Annotated in this window: 24 protein-coding genes; all 24 read right to left on the bottom strand. The window is 37.2% G+C overall.

What is annotated here, in order from left to right; genetic code table 11:
* Positions 1–74: 74 nt before the first annotated feature.
* Positions 75–620: a 50S ribosomal protein L17 gene (gene rplQ / locus ACVWYN_RS04490; RefSeq protein WP_457287623.1), complete on the bottom strand. Its 546-nt coding sequence runs from the start codon at positions 618–620 to the stop codon at positions 75–77.
* Between the two features lie 88 nt (positions 621–708).
* Entirely contained in the window at positions 709–1,701 is a 993-nt protein-coding gene (locus tag ACVWYN_RS04485) for a DNA-directed RNA polymerase subunit alpha (RefSeq protein ID WP_457287622.1), read from the bottom strand.
* A gap of 77 nt (positions 1,702–1,778) precedes the next feature.
* Entirely contained in the window at positions 1,779–2,387 is a 609-nt protein-coding gene (gene rpsD / locus ACVWYN_RS04480) for a 30S ribosomal protein S4 (protein ID WP_457287621.1), read from the bottom strand.
* Positions 2,388–2,452: 65 nt separating this feature from the next.
* A complete protein-coding gene (gene rpsK / locus ACVWYN_RS04475) occupies positions 2,453–2,842 on the bottom strand; it encodes a 30S ribosomal protein S11 (protein WP_048907426.1) in 390 nt (129 codons plus the stop codon).
* Between the two features lie 21 nt (positions 2,843–2,863).
* Positions 2,864–3,241, bottom strand: coding sequence for a 30S ribosomal protein S13 (gene rpsM, locus ACVWYN_RS04470; protein WP_457287620.1), 378 nt, complete (start codon positions 3,239–3,241; stop codon positions 2,864–2,866).
* Between the two features lie 83 nt (positions 3,242–3,324).
* Positions 3,325–3,441 (bottom strand): type B 50S ribosomal protein L36, encoded by a 117-nt coding sequence (gene ykgO, locus ACVWYN_RS04465; RefSeq protein ID WP_008244551.1) that lies wholly within the window; start codon positions 3,439–3,441, stop codon positions 3,325–3,327.
* Position 3,442: 1 nt separating this feature from the next.
* Entirely contained in the window at positions 3,443–3,661 is a 219-nt protein-coding gene (infA, locus tag ACVWYN_RS04460; protein ID WP_048907428.1) for a translation initiation factor IF-1, read from the bottom strand.
* A gap of 71 nt (positions 3,662–3,732) precedes the next feature.
* Positions 3,733–4,518: a type I methionyl aminopeptidase gene (gene map, locus ACVWYN_RS04455; protein WP_457287619.1), complete on the bottom strand. Its 786-nt coding sequence runs from the start codon at positions 4,516–4,518 to the stop codon at positions 3,733–3,735.
* Between the two features lie 9 nt (positions 4,519–4,527).
* The gene (gene secY / locus ACVWYN_RS04450; protein WP_457287618.1) at positions 4,528–5,862 is read right to left on the bottom strand and encodes a preprotein translocase subunit SecY; all 1,335 of its coding nucleotides are present in this window, start codon (positions 5,860–5,862) and stop codon (positions 4,528–4,530) included.
* A 3-nt stretch (positions 5,863–5,865) separates the two neighbouring features.
* Positions 5,866–6,312: a 50S ribosomal protein L15 gene (rplO, locus tag ACVWYN_RS04445; protein WP_457287617.1), complete on the bottom strand. Its 447-nt coding sequence runs from the start codon at positions 6,310–6,312 to the stop codon at positions 5,866–5,868.
* Between the two features lie 110 nt (positions 6,313–6,422).
* Entirely contained in the window at positions 6,423–6,602 is a 180-nt protein-coding gene (rpmD, locus tag ACVWYN_RS04440) for a 50S ribosomal protein L30 (protein WP_457287616.1), read from the bottom strand.
* 4 nt (positions 6,603–6,606) lie between these two features.
* Positions 6,607–7,125 carry a 30S ribosomal protein S5 gene (gene rpsE, locus ACVWYN_RS04435; protein WP_457287615.1) on the bottom strand — a complete coding sequence of 173 codons (519 nt, stop codon included), beginning with the start codon at positions 7,123–7,125 and terminating at the stop codon, positions 6,607–6,609.
* Positions 7,126–7,142: 17 nt separating this feature from the next.
* Positions 7,143–7,496, bottom strand: coding sequence for a 50S ribosomal protein L18 (rplR, locus tag ACVWYN_RS04430; RefSeq protein ID WP_457287614.1), 354 nt, complete (start codon positions 7,494–7,496; stop codon positions 7,143–7,145).
* A 5-nt stretch (positions 7,497–7,501) separates the two neighbouring features.
* Positions 7,502–8,059 (bottom strand): 50S ribosomal protein L6, encoded by a 558-nt coding sequence (gene rplF, locus ACVWYN_RS04425; RefSeq protein WP_457287613.1) that lies wholly within the window; start codon positions 8,057–8,059, stop codon positions 7,502–7,504.
* 18 nt (positions 8,060–8,077) lie between these two features.
* The gene (gene rpsH, locus ACVWYN_RS04420) at positions 8,078–8,476 is read right to left on the bottom strand and encodes a 30S ribosomal protein S8 (protein WP_457287612.1); all 399 of its coding nucleotides are present in this window, start codon (positions 8,474–8,476) and stop codon (positions 8,078–8,080) included.
* A 108-nt stretch (positions 8,477–8,584) separates the two neighbouring features.
* The gene (gene rpsN / locus ACVWYN_RS04415) at positions 8,585–8,854 is read right to left on the bottom strand and encodes a 30S ribosomal protein S14 (protein ID WP_457287611.1); all 270 of its coding nucleotides are present in this window, start codon (positions 8,852–8,854) and stop codon (positions 8,585–8,587) included.
* Positions 8,854–9,426 carry a 50S ribosomal protein L5 gene (gene rplE, locus ACVWYN_RS04410; RefSeq protein WP_457287610.1) on the bottom strand — a complete coding sequence of 191 codons (573 nt, stop codon included), beginning with the start codon at positions 9,424–9,426 and terminating at the stop codon, positions 8,854–8,856. Before rplE ends, rpsN begins: the two co-directional genes overlap by 1 nt.
* Positions 9,426–9,764, bottom strand: a complete 339-nt coding sequence (gene rplX, locus ACVWYN_RS04405; RefSeq protein ID WP_457287609.1) for a 50S ribosomal protein L24 — start codon at positions 9,762–9,764, stop codon at positions 9,426–9,428. The genes rplE and rplX overlap by 1 nt, the downstream gene beginning before the upstream one ends.
* A gap of 1 nt (position 9,765) precedes the next feature.
* Positions 9,766–10,134, bottom strand: coding sequence for a 50S ribosomal protein L14 (gene rplN, locus ACVWYN_RS04400; protein ID WP_008244575.1), 369 nt, complete (start codon positions 10,132–10,134; stop codon positions 9,766–9,768).
* Position 10,135: 1 nt separating this feature from the next.
* Positions 10,136–10,390 (bottom strand): 30S ribosomal protein S17, encoded by a 255-nt coding sequence (gene rpsQ / locus ACVWYN_RS04395; protein ID WP_048907439.1) that lies wholly within the window; start codon positions 10,388–10,390, stop codon positions 10,136–10,138.
* A 12-nt stretch (positions 10,391–10,402) separates the two neighbouring features.
* Positions 10,403–10,612 carry a 50S ribosomal protein L29 gene (gene rpmC / locus ACVWYN_RS04390; protein ID WP_457287608.1) on the bottom strand — a complete coding sequence of 70 codons (210 nt, stop codon included), beginning with the start codon at positions 10,610–10,612 and terminating at the stop codon, positions 10,403–10,405.
* Positions 10,613–10,684: 72 nt separating this feature from the next.
* The gene (gene rplP, locus ACVWYN_RS04385) at positions 10,685–11,107 is read right to left on the bottom strand and encodes a 50S ribosomal protein L16 (protein ID WP_457287607.1); all 423 of its coding nucleotides are present in this window, start codon (positions 11,105–11,107) and stop codon (positions 10,685–10,687) included.
* Positions 11,108–11,145: 38 nt separating this feature from the next.
* The gene (gene rpsC, locus ACVWYN_RS04380; RefSeq protein ID WP_457287606.1) at positions 11,146–12,015 is read right to left on the bottom strand and encodes a 30S ribosomal protein S3; all 870 of its coding nucleotides are present in this window, start codon (positions 12,013–12,015) and stop codon (positions 11,146–11,148) included.
* 5 nt (positions 12,016–12,020) lie between these two features.
* On the bottom strand, positions 12,021–12,383 hold the full coding sequence (gene rplV, locus ACVWYN_RS04375) for a 50S ribosomal protein L22 (RefSeq protein WP_457287605.1): 363 nt from the start codon (positions 12,381–12,383) through the stop codon (positions 12,021–12,023).
* Positions 12,384–12,386 lie beyond the last annotated feature (3 nt).

Below are 12,386 nucleotides of genomic sequence, written 5' to 3'. Positions count from 1 at the left end.
CTTATTTAGAGCCGATCATAAATCAAAAAGACCCGACTCGATTAGAGCCAGGTCTTTTTGATTTAGCAAATTGCTTACTCTCCTTTATCCTCTTTGACTTCTTCAGAAGCGGGAGCTTTCGGACTTTCTTCAGATGATTTTTCATCTTTCAAATCAGCAACAACTTCGGCGTCAACAGCAGGAACATCAGACTTTTTTGTCTTATTTCTGCCACGACGAGTAGTTTTCTTGTCTGAACCTTCAGCTTCCTTACCATATACCTCGTTGTAATCAACAAGCTCAATTAATGCCATTTCAGCATTATCACCTAAACGGTTATTTAACTTAATGATCCTAGTGTAACCACCCGGACGATTAGCAACTTTAGTAGCTATATCACGGAAAAGCTCAGTAACAGTCTCCTTGTCTTGTAAGTAACCAAATACAATACGACGTGAGTGCGTAGTATCAGTTTTTGATTTTGTAATCAAAGGCTCAACATACATACGCAAAGCTTTTGCTTTAGCTAAAGTTGTTGAAATCCTTTTGTGCTTAATTAACGATGAAGCCATATTAGCCAACATCGCCTTACGATGTGAATCTGTTCTTCCTAAATGGTTTACTTTTCTACCGTGTCTCATTTTTTAATTTATTAAGTATATACCGTCTCTATGAATTAAATCCGAGGGAATTATATACTATTTATAATATACTATATTTCAAATCTGATTATTCTTCATCAAGTTTGAACTTAGACAAGTTCATACCGAATGACAAGCTTTTAGACTTAACAAGCTCTTGTATTTCTGTTAATGATTTTTTACCGAAGTTTCTGAATTTAAGCATATCTGCAACGTCGTATGAAACAAGATCAGCCAATGTACGAATATCGGCTGCTTTAAGGCAGTTTAAGGCGCGTACTGAAAGATCAAGATCAACAAGTTCAGTTTTAAGAATTTTACGCATATGAAGAATTTCTTCATCTACTTCTTTAGTTTCTTCCTTCGCTTGTGATTCTAACACTAAGTTCTCGTCAGAGAATAGCATAAAGTGTTGAATTAAGATTTTCGCAGCTTCCTTCAATGCTTCTTCAGGATGGATTGAACCATCTGTTGAAATATCAAGAATTAGCTTTTCGTAATCTGTTTTCTGCTCAACACGATAATTTTCAATCGTGTATTTCACATTCTTCATCGGAGTAAAGATGGAGTCAATAGCTATAACGCCAACAACAGCATCATTGATTTTATTCTCTTCAGCAGGAACATATCCCCGACCTTTATTGATCGACAACTCTACTTCTAAAGTCACCGCTTTCTCCATATTGCAAATAACAAAATCAGGATTAAGTACCTCGAAATTTGTCGAGAATTTAGTGATGTCTCCAGCAGTAAATTGATCCTGGCCATTAACTACAATAAAAACTTTTTCAGTATCACCTGTATCACCAATTTTTTTAAAACGTACTTGTTTTAAGTTAAGAATGATCTCAGTTAAATCTTCAACAACGCCTTTCATGGTAGAGAACTCATGAGATACGCCAGAAAAGCGAATACTTGTAATTGCATAACCTTCTAATGAAGAAAGCAAAATTCTTCTTAAGGCATTACCAATTGTTACACCGAAACCGGGCTCTAAAGGACGAAATTCAAATATACCATCGAAATCTGTTGACTTCTGCATGATTACCTTATCGGGTTTCTGAAATGCTAAAATTGCCATTTATAATGTATTTAGATCGTTATTAAATTATGTAACGCAAAAAACTGATTGCCCAATTAAGGCAATCAGTTTATATATTATTTAGAGTACAACTCAATTATAAGGTTTTCCTTGATGTTCTCAGGAATCTCATCACGATTAGGATAAGAAAGGAACTTACCTGTTAATTCACTTGCATTCCAGTCTAACCAATTGAATTTATTAATTACTCTCCCAGCTACTGAATTTGTAATTGTCTCTAAAGTTTTTGATTTCTCACGAACAGCAATAACATCCCCTGCTTTCAACTGATACGAAGGAATATTTACTACTTCACCGTTAACTGTAACGTGTTTATGGCTAACTAACTGACGAGCAGCTGAACGAGTGGTAGCAATACCTAACCTGTAAACAGTGTTATCTAAACGAGCTTCTAACAATTGTAATAAGTTATCTCCAGTGATTCCTTCTCTTGAAGATGCTCTGGTAAATAAATTACGGAACTGACGTTCCAATACACCATATGTGTATTTAACTTTCTGTTTCTCCATTAATTGTACAGAATATTCAGATTGTTTTCCTCTTCTTTTGGAAGCACCATGCTGTCCAGGGGGATAATTTTTTCTGTCTAATACCTTGTCAGGGCCAAAAATAGGCTCTCTGAACTTACGCGCGATTTTGGACTTCGGTCCCGTATATCTTGCCATTGCTTGTTGTTTTAAAGTATCATGCAACCTGTAATTGCAGACTCTTAGCTTTAAAAATTAATAAATTAAACTCTTCTCTTCTTAGGAGGACGACATCCATTGTGTGGAAGCGGGGTAATATCTTTGATAGAGGTAACTTCAATACCTGAAACCTGCAATGTTCTAATTGCTGACTCACGACCTGAACCTGGCCCTTTTACAAAAACTTCTACTTTACGCAGACCAAGATCAAATGCTACTTTACCGCAGTCTGAAGCTGCTTGTCCCGCTGCATAAGGAGTGTTCTTTTTAGAACCCTTGAATCCCATTTTACCTGCAGAAGACCACGAAATAGTCTGACCATTGTTATTTGTTAGGGTGACAATGATATTGTTAAAGGTAGCATTGATGTGCGCCTGACCAACAGGCTCAATAACAACAATACGCTTTTTGGTAACTTTTTTACTCTTAGCCATAATTATTATTCAGTACTAATTCTATTTAGTAGCTTTTTTCTTATTTGCAACAGTTTTTCTCTTTCCTTTACGTGTGCGAGAATTGTTCTTAGTACGCTGACCACGAACTGGTAAACCTTTCCGGTGACGTAATCCACGGTAACAACCAATATCCATTAAACGCTTAATGTTCAACTGAACTTCCGAACGCAAAGCACCTTCTACTTTAACGCCGTCGTTTATGATCGTACGGATCGCAGATAATTCATCATCCGACCAGTCTTGTACTTTTTTGCTTAAATCGATACCTGCCTCAGTCAATATACGCTGTGCAGTTGATCTGCCTACTCCGAAGATGTAGGTTAATCCAATTTCGCCTCTTTTGTTTCTTGGTAAATCTATACCTGATATCCTTGCCATATTTGTACTAAATGTTTGATTATTTGATTAAACGACAGATTGAGTAACCTGTACATTCAATCCAATCATACTTCAATAATTTCTTAACCTTGACGTTGCTTAAACTTTGGGTTTTTCTTGTTAATAACGTAAAGTTTACCTTTACGACGAATAACCTTACAATCAGCGCTACGTTTTTTAATTGATGACCTAACTTTCATTTTATTTGTATCTATAAGTAATCCTGCCTTTTGATAAATCGTAAGGCGACATCTCTAATTTAACTTTGTCTCCAGGTAATATCTTGATGTAGTGCATCCTCATCTTACCCGAAATATGTGCTATTATTTCATGCCCATTCTCCAGCTCTACCCGGAACATTGCATTTGATAATGCTTCTTTTATTACACCGTCTTGTTCAATTGAGGCTTGTTTAGCCATATAATATTGATTTTTACTTAATTAGCTGTTGTTAAACAGGGTTGCAAAATTAAATAAAAAAAATTAAATATTTACCTTTTTTCTTTTAAAACTTCTTCAATAAGTGAAAATGTCGATAAAACATCCGCCTTGCCCTTTTTAACTGCTACAGTATGCTCAAAATGAGCAGATGGCTTATTATCTTTAGTGGTGACTGTCCAACCGTCAGACCAAAATTTCACATTTGCAGTACCTGCATTTATCATTGGTTCGATGGCTATTACCATCCCCTCTTCTAACTTGATACCACTTCCTCGCTTGCCATAATTAGGTACTTCAGGCTTCTCATGTAGTTTAATGCCAACACCATGTCCAACAAGCTCTTTTACTACACCAAACCCATTTTTCTCAGCGAGCTCCTGAACAGCAAATCCCACATCCCCAATTCTAGATCCTACAATTGCCTTATCTATTGCCACCTTTAAACATTGCTGTGTAATGTTCACCAATTTCTGCTTTTCATCATCAATCTTTCCTATTGAAAAAGTATAGGCAGAATCTCCGAAGTAGTTATTAATAATAACACCACAATCAACTGAAATTAAATCCCCTTCTTCAATAACATAAGTCCCTGGGATTCCATGCACTACCTGTCCATTTGGCGATATACATAATGAATTCGGAAAACCATTATAGTTAAGAAATGCTGGTATAGCTCCATGATCTCTTATAAATGTAAAAGCTAAGTTATCTAAACTTTTGGTTGTAATTCCTGGCTCAATAACCTTAGCCACTTCTGCTAAAGTCTTTGAAACCAATAGTGAACTTTCCCTAATTAGCTCTATTTCTTCTAATGATTTATAATAAATTTTGGACATCTAATATCACTAAATAACTGCATTGTTGCCTGTTACAGCAGGAACGCTAGATCTTCCAGTAACACGTCCAGTTTTCATCAATCCATCATAATGACGCATCAATAAATAGCTTTCAATTTGTTGTAAAGTATCCAATACTACACCTACAAGTATCAGTAAAGAGGTACCTCCATAAAAATGAGCAAACTCAGACTTGATACCAAATTTTACAGCAATTGATGGAAGAATAGCAACAATTGCCAAAAATATAGCTCCTGGAAGTGTAATCTTAGAGATCACATCATCAATAAAGCTGGATGTAGCCAAACCAGGTTTAATACCAGGAATAAACCCACCATTTTTCTTCATGTCATCAGACATCTGAGTAGGATTAACTGTTATCGCAGTATAAAAGAACGTAAAAGCAATAATCAAAAATCCAAATGTCAGACTGTAGGCTAAAGAAGTATAATCACTAAATTGTATAAGCCAAGTATTCTGCAAAGAAGGAATAAACCCTGTTAAAGTAGCAGGAATAAACATCAAAGCCTGAGCAAAAATAATAGGCATAACACCGGCAGCATTTACCTTTAAAGGAATATACTGTCTAACACCCCCAAATTGTCTGTTACCTACAATACGCTTGGCGTATTGTACAGGTACCTTGCGTACACCTTGCACAATCATGATTGTAAACATAACCACTGCAAAAAGAGCTACAATTTCCACAACTAATGCGATGGGTCCACCATCACCAGCAAATCTAGAACTAACTTCCTGTTGTAATGCAATAGGTAATCTTGCAATAATACCAACCATAATGATCAAAGAAATACCATTTCCAATACCTTTATCTGTGATCTTTTCACCAAGCCACATTACGAATAAGGTACCCGCTGATAATACAAATGTTGATAGAACGAAGAACAGCATATGATCAATAACTATGGCTTCTTGCGGTACCTGAGTCTTAACATATCCTACAGCCTGAACAGCGGTAATTGCAACAGTAAGGTATCGGGTTATCTGATTAAGTTTATTCCTTCCACTTTCTCCCTCCTTTTGCATTTTCTGGAAAGAAGGAACAGCAATTCCCAATAGCTGAACTACAATTGATGCTGAAATATAAGGCATAACACCTAGAGCCAGGATAGAAACCCGAGAGAACGAACCCCCAGCAAACATATCCAAAAGACCTAATAGTCCGGACTTAGTATTATCGCCTAATAGATTTGCATCAACACCAGGTAAAACCACGTGTGATACGAATCTGTATACCAAAAGAATCATAAGCGTATATAATATACGTTCCTTTAATTCCTGGATTTTCCAAATATTACTTAAAGTAGTAAACAGCTTCTTCATTAATTACAATTTTTCGATTGAGCCTCCAACAGCCTCAATAGCCTTTTGTGCGGTTGCAGAAAAAGCATGTGCTTTAACTTCTAATTTAGATTTAACTTCACCACGACCTAAGATTTTAACCAGGTCATTTTTTGAAGCCAAACCATGTTGTTGCAATATAGCGAAATCTATACTTGTCAACTCAAATCTTTCAGCCAATTCCTGAAGAACGTCAAGATTCACACCAACATACTCAACACGATTAATAGGCTTAAACCCTACCTTTGGTACGCGACGTTGTAATGGCATCTGACCACCTTCAAAACCGATTTTAGTGGAGTGACCAGAACGTGATCCAGCACCTTTATGTCCGCGAGTTGATGTTCCGCCACGACCTGACCCAGTACCACGACCTATTCTTTTACTATTTTTTGTAGAACCTGCTGCAGGTTTTAAATTACTTAAGTTCATTCTTAAAACTTATTGTGTTGCCCTTCGCTTTCACTAATCAGGAACAACGGTTAAACATATACAAGGGTTGCAAATCTAGTTATATAACTGAAACTTGCAACCCTTAAAAATTATATACTTTCGATAGCGATCAAATGATTCACTTTCCGAACCATACCAATGATAGCTGGATTTGCTTCAACTTCAACACTTTGGTTCATTTTATTCAAACCTAATGCCTGCATCGTTCTTTTCTGACGCTCGCTTCTGTCAATGATGCTCTTTATCTGGGTTATTTTAATCTTAGCCATGATATTATCCGTTAAAAACTTTGTTTAAATCCACACCACGTTGTTGAGCTACAGTATAAGCATCACGCATTTTTGTTAATGCATCAACTGTTGCTTTTACCACATTATGCGGATTAGATGAACCTTTTGATTTTGCAAGTACGTTATGTACTCCTGCACTCTCCAATACAGCACGCATTGCACCACCCGCAATTACACCTGTACCAACAGCAGCAGGCTTGATCAAGACAAAACCTCCTGAAAATTTACCTATCTGTTCGTGTGGAACTGTACCGTTTAATAGCGGAATTTTAACTAAATTCTTTTTTGCATCATCTATACCTTTTGCAATTGCTTCAGTAACCTCTTTCGCTTTACCCAAACCGTAACCAACAACTCCATTTTCATCTCCAACAACAACAATTGCTGAAAAACTGAAAGTACGACCACCCTTTGTTACTTTGGCTACACGTTGTATGCTAACTAAACGATCTTTTAACTCGATCTCGCTAGTCTTAACTCTTTTTATATTAATAGTTGACATCTTATCCTATTTTCAGATTAAAATACTAAACCAGCCTCGCGTGCACCTTCTGCAAGCGATTTAACACGTCCATGGTATAAGTAGCCATTTCTATCAAAAACAACTTCTTTAACCCCTGCAGCAATTGCCTTTTCAGCAACCAATTTACCTACAGCTATTGATTGTTCAGACTTGTTTCCAGTTCCTGCAAAATCTTTTGATAAAGAAGATGCAGATACAATTGTGTTTCCGGTTACGTCGTTAATAATTTGAGCATATATACCTTTATTGCTTCTATAAACCGATAAACGTGGACGGCTTTCGGAACCTGTTAGTCTTTTTCTGATTCCTTTTTTTATACGATCTCTACGAGATAATTTTTTCCCTGCCATGATGATTATTTTTTAGAAGCTGATTTACCTGCTTTTCTTCTTAATACTTCGCCTACAAACTTGATACCTTTACCTTTATAAGGCTCTGGTGCACGTAGTGAACGGATCTTAGCCGCTACTTGTCCGATTAGTTGTTTGTCAATACTCTCTAAAATAATTTTAGGAGTCTGACCTTTCTCAGATGTTGTAGTTACCTTAATTTCTTCTGGTAACTGGAAAACATAATGGTGAGAATAACCTAAAACAAGATCCAGTGTATTACCGGTATTAGTTGCGCGGTAACCCACACCTACTAATTCTTGTTGTAACTTATAACCTTCAGTTACTCCAATAACCATATTGTTTAACAAAGAACGGTACAAACCATGTAACGCTTTGTGTCTTTTTTGCTCTGTTGGACGTTGTACAGTTAATACACCATCTTCTTGGCTTACAGTGATCTCTGAATCAACTGCTTGAGTAAGCTCTCCTTTTGGTCCTTTTACAGTAACTAAGTTATCTTTAGAAACTGAAATGGTAACACCAGCAGGAATACTAATTGGGGCTTTTCCTATTCTTGACATTTTGCTATCCTCCTTTAATTAATAAACGTGACACAAAACTTCGCCACCAATGTTAAGTTTAGCAGCTTCTTTGTCAGTCATAACACCTTTCGATGTAGACAAAATTGCGATACCTAAACCATTTAATACTCTTGGCATATTATCAACGCCGGCATATTGCCTTAAACCTGGTTTGCTAATACGTGTAAGGGTACGAATCGCAGGAATCTTAGTAATAGCATTATACTTTAAAGCTATCTTAATAGTTCCTTGAGTTGTATTGTCCTCAAATTTGTAATTAGCGATGTAACCTTTATCAAAAAGTACTTTAGTAATTTCCTTTTTAAGGTTCGATGCAGGAATCTCTACAATTCTGTGATTTGCCTTGATGGCATTTCTTACCCTTGTAAGATAATCTGCTATTGGATCTGTATTCATTATTATGTAGTTGTGATAGTGGTTTCCTTCCTGACGTATTCGGGACGACCTGCCATCGGTTAAAATTTAATTATAAGCTCAAATTATATCTAAGCCAAAAGAAGCTGATTACCAGCTTGCTTTTCTTACTCCAGGTATTTTACCTGCTAAAGCCATATCACGAAACAATACCCTTGATATACCAAATGTACGCATATAACCACGAGGGCGACCAGTAATTTTACAACGGTTGTGTAAACGTACAGCAGATGAGTTTTTTGGTAACTTATCTAATCCTTCATAATCACCTGCAGCTTTAAGTTCTGCACGTTTATCTGCATATTTAGCTACCAATTTTTGGCGCTTAACTTCGCGAGCTTTTACTCCTTCTTTTGCCATTATTGTTCTGTTTTAGGTGTTTGGTTTTTAAACGGTAATCCAAATTGTTTCAAAAGTTCCAATGCTTCAACATCTGTAGTAGCTGTTGTTACAAAAGTGATATCCATTCCTAAAATCTTACTGATCTTATCGATGTTAATCTCAGGAAAAATGATTTGTTCAGTAATACCTAATGTGTAATTACCTTTTCCATCAAATCCTTTATCATTGATACCTTTGAAATCGCGGATACGTGGCAAAGCTACGGAAATTAAACGATCTAAAAACTCATACATGTTATTGTCACGTAAAGTAACACGTACACCAACAGGCATACCTTTACGCAATTTAAAGTTTGAGATATCTTTTTTAGATTTTGCACCAACTGCCTGCTGACCTGCAATTGTGGACATCTCTAAAATAGAACTATCCATAATTTTTTTATCAGTTACAGAAAAACGTCCAACACCTTGGTTGATAGCTATTTTCTCTAATTTAGGAACCTGCATAACGCTTTTGTAATTGAACTTATCTTTAAGCGCTATTACAATTTCCTCTTTATATTTACTTTTTAATCTTGGTACGTAAGCCATTATTTGATCTCCTCTCCTGATTTTTTACTAACCCTAACTAATTTCCCATCAGCATTAAGCTTTCTGCCAACGCGTGTAATCTCACCTGATTTAGGATCAATTAATGCTACGTTAGAAATATGAAGAGCAGCTTCTTTTTTAATGATACCTCCGTTTGGAGTGGCAGCATTTGGTTTTGTATGTTTTGACACAAGGTTAACGCCTTCTATAAGGATCCTGCTTTTAGTAATCAATACTGTAAGTACTTTTCCTTGCTGACCTTTTGAATCGCCGGCTATTACCTTTACTAAATCTCCTTTACGGATCTTTACCTTTGGTGTTGTTGTTTCTTTTTTCATTTTATAATACCTCCGGTGCTAATGATACAATCTTCATGAATTGTTTTTCACGCAGTTCTCTTGCTACCGGGCCAAAAATACGTGTGCCACGCGGCTCATCTTGTGCATTTAATAACACTGCTGCATTGTCGTCGAAACGGATGTAAGAACCATCTTTACGTCTGATTTCTTTCTTTGTTCTTACAACAACTGCTTTAGAAACTGTTCCTTTCTTGATGTTTCCAGAAGGTAATGCACTTTTAACGGTAACAACGATCTTGTCACCAATAGAAGCATACCGCTTTCCAGTACCACCAAGTACACGGATAACCAATACTTCTTTTGCGCCGCTATTATCGGCTACGTTTAATCTTGATTCCTGTTGTACCATGTTATTTAGCCCTTTCTAAAATTTCCACTAATCTCCAGTTCTTGTTCTTACTCAGCGGACGAGTCTCCATGATCAGTACTGTATCACCAATACCGCAATCGTTTTTCTCGTCATGAGCCATAAATTTGGTAGTTTTCTTAACAAACTTACCATAGATCGGGTGTTTTACTTTACGCTCTACCGCTACAACAATAGATTTATCCATCTTGTTGCTCACCACCAACCCGGTTCTTGTTTTTCTTAATTGTCTTTCCATTTCGACTCTAAGTTATTTAGTTTCAGTAACTGGCTGAGCTTTACGCGTAGCCACTTCAGTGTTTAATCGGGCAATATCTCTTCTTACCTTTCTAATGCGGGTAGGATTTTCAATAGCCGAAATTGTGTGAGCAAATTTTAACTTTACTAAGTTTTCCTTTTCTTCTGCAATCCTGGCTACTAGTTCTTCTTGTGAAAGCCCTGTGATTTCTGAGTTCTTCATTTTATTAATTTTTATGTTGCGGGTCTAGCGGTTATAATAACAAGTTACTTACAACATTCAACCCGCAACTGCTTATGCCTCTACGTAATCTCTACGTACTACAAATTTTGTTTGGATCGGTAATTTCTGAGCGGCCAATCTCATTGCTTCTTTAGCTACATCTAAAGGAACACCTTCGGCTTCAAAAATAATACGTCCTGGTCTAACAACGGCTACCCAATATTCAGGTGCACCCTTACCTTTACCCATACGTACCTCAGCTGGCTTCTTAGTTATCGGTTTATCCGGAAAAATTCTAATCCACACTTGGCCTTCACGTTTCATGAAACGAGTTACCGCAATACGGGCTGCCTCTATCTGACGACTGGTAATCCAGGTCGACTCTAGAGATTTGATCCCGAAAGATCCGAATGACAATTCAGCACCACGAGTTGCTAAACCTTTCATTCTGCCTTTTTGCATCTTTCTGAACTTCGTTCTTTTTGGCTGTAACATTTTATTCTAATATTATCGTTAAACGATCTGTTAACTAATTATTTACGAGGACCTCTGTTAGGAGTGTTTCCGCCTCTATTATCTCTACCTGGAGCACCTTGACCGGGACCGCCTTGACCTGGCCCTCTTCCGCCACGATTACCACCACCGCGGTTATCGTTTCTTCTGTCGCCACCGCCACCACGGTTATCTCTTTCCCTGCCACCTGCAAAAGCACCTTCTGGTCTGCCACCTTTACCTGGAGCATTGCTCGTAGCACCGATGTTTGGAGAAAGATCACGTTTACCGTAAACCTCGCCTTTGCAAATCCATACTTTAACACCTATTTTACCATAAGTAGTTAAAGCTTCTGCTAACGCATAGTCAATGTCTGCACGGAAAGTATGCAAAGGAATTCTTCCTTCTTTATACTGTTCACTACGAGCCATCTCAGCACCACCTAACCTACCAGAGGTCATGATCTTGATGCCTTCCGCTCCCATACGCATAGTTGATGCAATTGTAGATTTCATTGCCCTACGGAAAGATATCCTTGCTTCTAATTGTTTAGCAACTCCCTCTGCAACTAATTGTGCATCAAGCTCAGGACGTTTGATCTCAAAGATGTTGATTTGAATTTCCTTTTTAGTTAATTTCTTCAACTCCTCTTTGATCTTGTCAACTTCCTGACCAGCTTTACCAATCACAATACCCGGACGTGCTGTGTGGATTGTAACAGTAATGCGCTTTAATGTACGCTCTATTACAACTTTAGCAACACCACCTTTTGCAATACGTGCTGCAAGGTATTTTCTTATTTTATCGTCCTCAACTAATTTATCAGCATAGTTGTTGCCACCGAACCAGTTAGAATCCCAACCCTTGATGATTCCTAACCTGTTTCCTATTGGATGTGCTTTTTGTCCCATTTCTGTTAATTAGTTTGAGTTTCAACGTTTTTACTATCTACTACCAAAGTTACGTGGTTTGAACGTTTACGTATTCTGTAACCACGTCCTTGAGGTGCTGGTCTTAATCTTTTTAACTGACGACCACCGCCTACCATTATCGTTTTCACGTATAATTGGTTTTCTTCAGGGCGAGAACCTTCATTCTTGGTTTCCCAGTTTTTGATAGCAGATAATAATAGTTTTTCAACCCTTATTGCTGCATCTTTATTGGTAAACTTTAAAATATGTAAAGCTTTCTCAACACGCTCACCTCTGATAAGATCTACAACCAAACGCATCTTACGTGGTGAGGTTGGACAATTGTTTAATTTCGCTAATGCTTCCATCTC

This window comes from Pedobacter sp. UYP24 (assembly GCF_054057295.1).
The sequence above is the reverse complement of the archived record's forward strand: the minus strand, read 5'-3'. Positions and strand labels throughout refer to the sequence as shown.

What these genes read in the sequence shown, in the direction of transcription:
- rpmC (WP_457287608.1), bottom strand. Translation starts at nt 10,612, where the DNA reads ATGAAGAACTCAGAAATCACAGGGCTTTCACAAGAAGAACTAGTAGCC.
- rpsK (WP_048907426.1), bottom strand. Translation starts at nt 2,842, where the DNA reads ATGGCTAAGAGTAAAAAAGTTACCAAAAAGCGTATTGTTGTTATTGAG.
- rpmD (WP_457287616.1), bottom strand. Translation starts at nt 6,602, where the DNA reads ATGGCTAAGATTAAAATAACCCAGATAAAGAGCATCATTGACAGAAGC.
- rplF (WP_457287613.1), bottom strand. Translation starts at nt 8,059, where the DNA reads ATGTCAAGAATAGGAAAAGCCCCAATTAGTATTCCTGCTGGTGTTACC.
- map (WP_457287619.1), bottom strand. Translation starts at nt 4,518, where the DNA reads ATGTCCAAAATTTATTATAAATCATTAGAAGAAATAGAGCTAATTAGG.
- rplR (WP_457287614.1), bottom strand. Translation starts at nt 7,496, where the DNA reads ATGGCAGGGAAAAAATTATCTCGTAGAGATCGTATAAAAAAAGGAATC.
- rpsQ (WP_048907439.1), bottom strand. Translation starts at nt 10,390, where the DNA reads ATGGAAAGACAATTAAGAAAAACAAGAACCGGGTTGGTGGTGAGCAAC.
- rpsM (WP_457287620.1), bottom strand. Translation starts at nt 3,241, where the DNA reads ATGGCAAGGATATCAGGTATAGATTTACCAAGAAACAAAAGAGGCGAA.
- ACVWYN_RS04485 (WP_457287622.1), bottom strand. Translation starts at nt 1,701, where the DNA reads ATGGCAATTTTAGCATTTCAGAAACCCGATAAGGTAATCATGCAGAAG.
- rpsD (WP_457287621.1), bottom strand. Translation starts at nt 2,387, where the DNA reads ATGGCAAGATATACGGGACCGAAGTCCAAAATCGCGCGTAAGTTCAGA.
- ykgO (WP_008244551.1), bottom strand. Translation starts at nt 3,441, where the DNA reads ATGAAAGTTAGGTCATCAATTAAAAAACGTAGCGCTGATTGTAAGGTT.
- rpsE (WP_457287615.1), bottom strand. Translation starts at nt 7,125, where the DNA reads ATGTCAACTATTAATATAAAAAGAGTTAAGACTAGCGAGATCGAGTTA.
- rplE (WP_457287610.1), bottom strand. Translation starts at nt 9,426, where the DNA reads ATGGCTTACGTACCAAGATTAAAAAGTAAATATAAAGAGGAAATTGTA.
- rplP (WP_457287607.1), bottom strand. Translation starts at nt 11,107, where the DNA reads ATGTTACAGCCAAAAAGAACGAAGTTCAGAAAGATGCAAAAAGGCAGA.
- rplQ (WP_457287623.1), bottom strand. Translation starts at nt 620, where the DNA reads ATGAGACACGGTAGAAAAGTAAACCATTTAGGAAGAACAGATTCACAT.
- rpsC (WP_457287606.1), bottom strand. Translation starts at nt 12,015, where the DNA reads ATGGGACAAAAAGCACATCCAATAGGAAACAGGTTAGGAATCATCAAG.
- rplN (WP_008244575.1), bottom strand. Translation starts at nt 10,134, where the DNA reads ATGGTACAACAGGAATCAAGATTAAACGTAGCCGATAATAGCGGCGCA.
- infA (WP_048907428.1), bottom strand. Translation starts at nt 3,661, where the DNA reads ATGGCTAAACAAGCCTCAATTGAACAAGACGGTGTAATAAAAGAAGCA.
- secY (WP_457287618.1), bottom strand. Translation starts at nt 5,862, where the DNA reads ATGAAGAAGCTGTTTACTACTTTAAGTAATATTTGGAAAATCCAGGAA.
- rpsN (WP_457287611.1), bottom strand. Translation starts at nt 8,854, where the DNA reads ATGGCAAAAGAAGGAGTAAAAGCTCGCGAAGTTAAGCGCCAAAAATTG.
- rplX (WP_457287609.1), bottom strand. Translation starts at nt 9,764, where the DNA reads ATGAAAAAAGAAACAACAACACCAAAGGTAAAGATCCGTAAAGGAGAT.
- rpsH (WP_457287612.1), bottom strand. Translation starts at nt 8,476, where the DNA reads ATGAATACAGATCCAATAGCAGATTATCTTACAAGGGTAAGAAATGCC.
- rplO (WP_457287617.1), bottom strand. Translation starts at nt 6,312, where the DNA reads ATGAACTTAAGTAATTTAAAACCTGCAGCAGGTTCTACAAAAAATAGT.
- rplV (WP_457287605.1), bottom strand. Translation starts at nt 12,383, where the DNA reads ATGGAAGCATTAGCGAAATTAAACAATTGTCCAACCTCACCACGTAAG.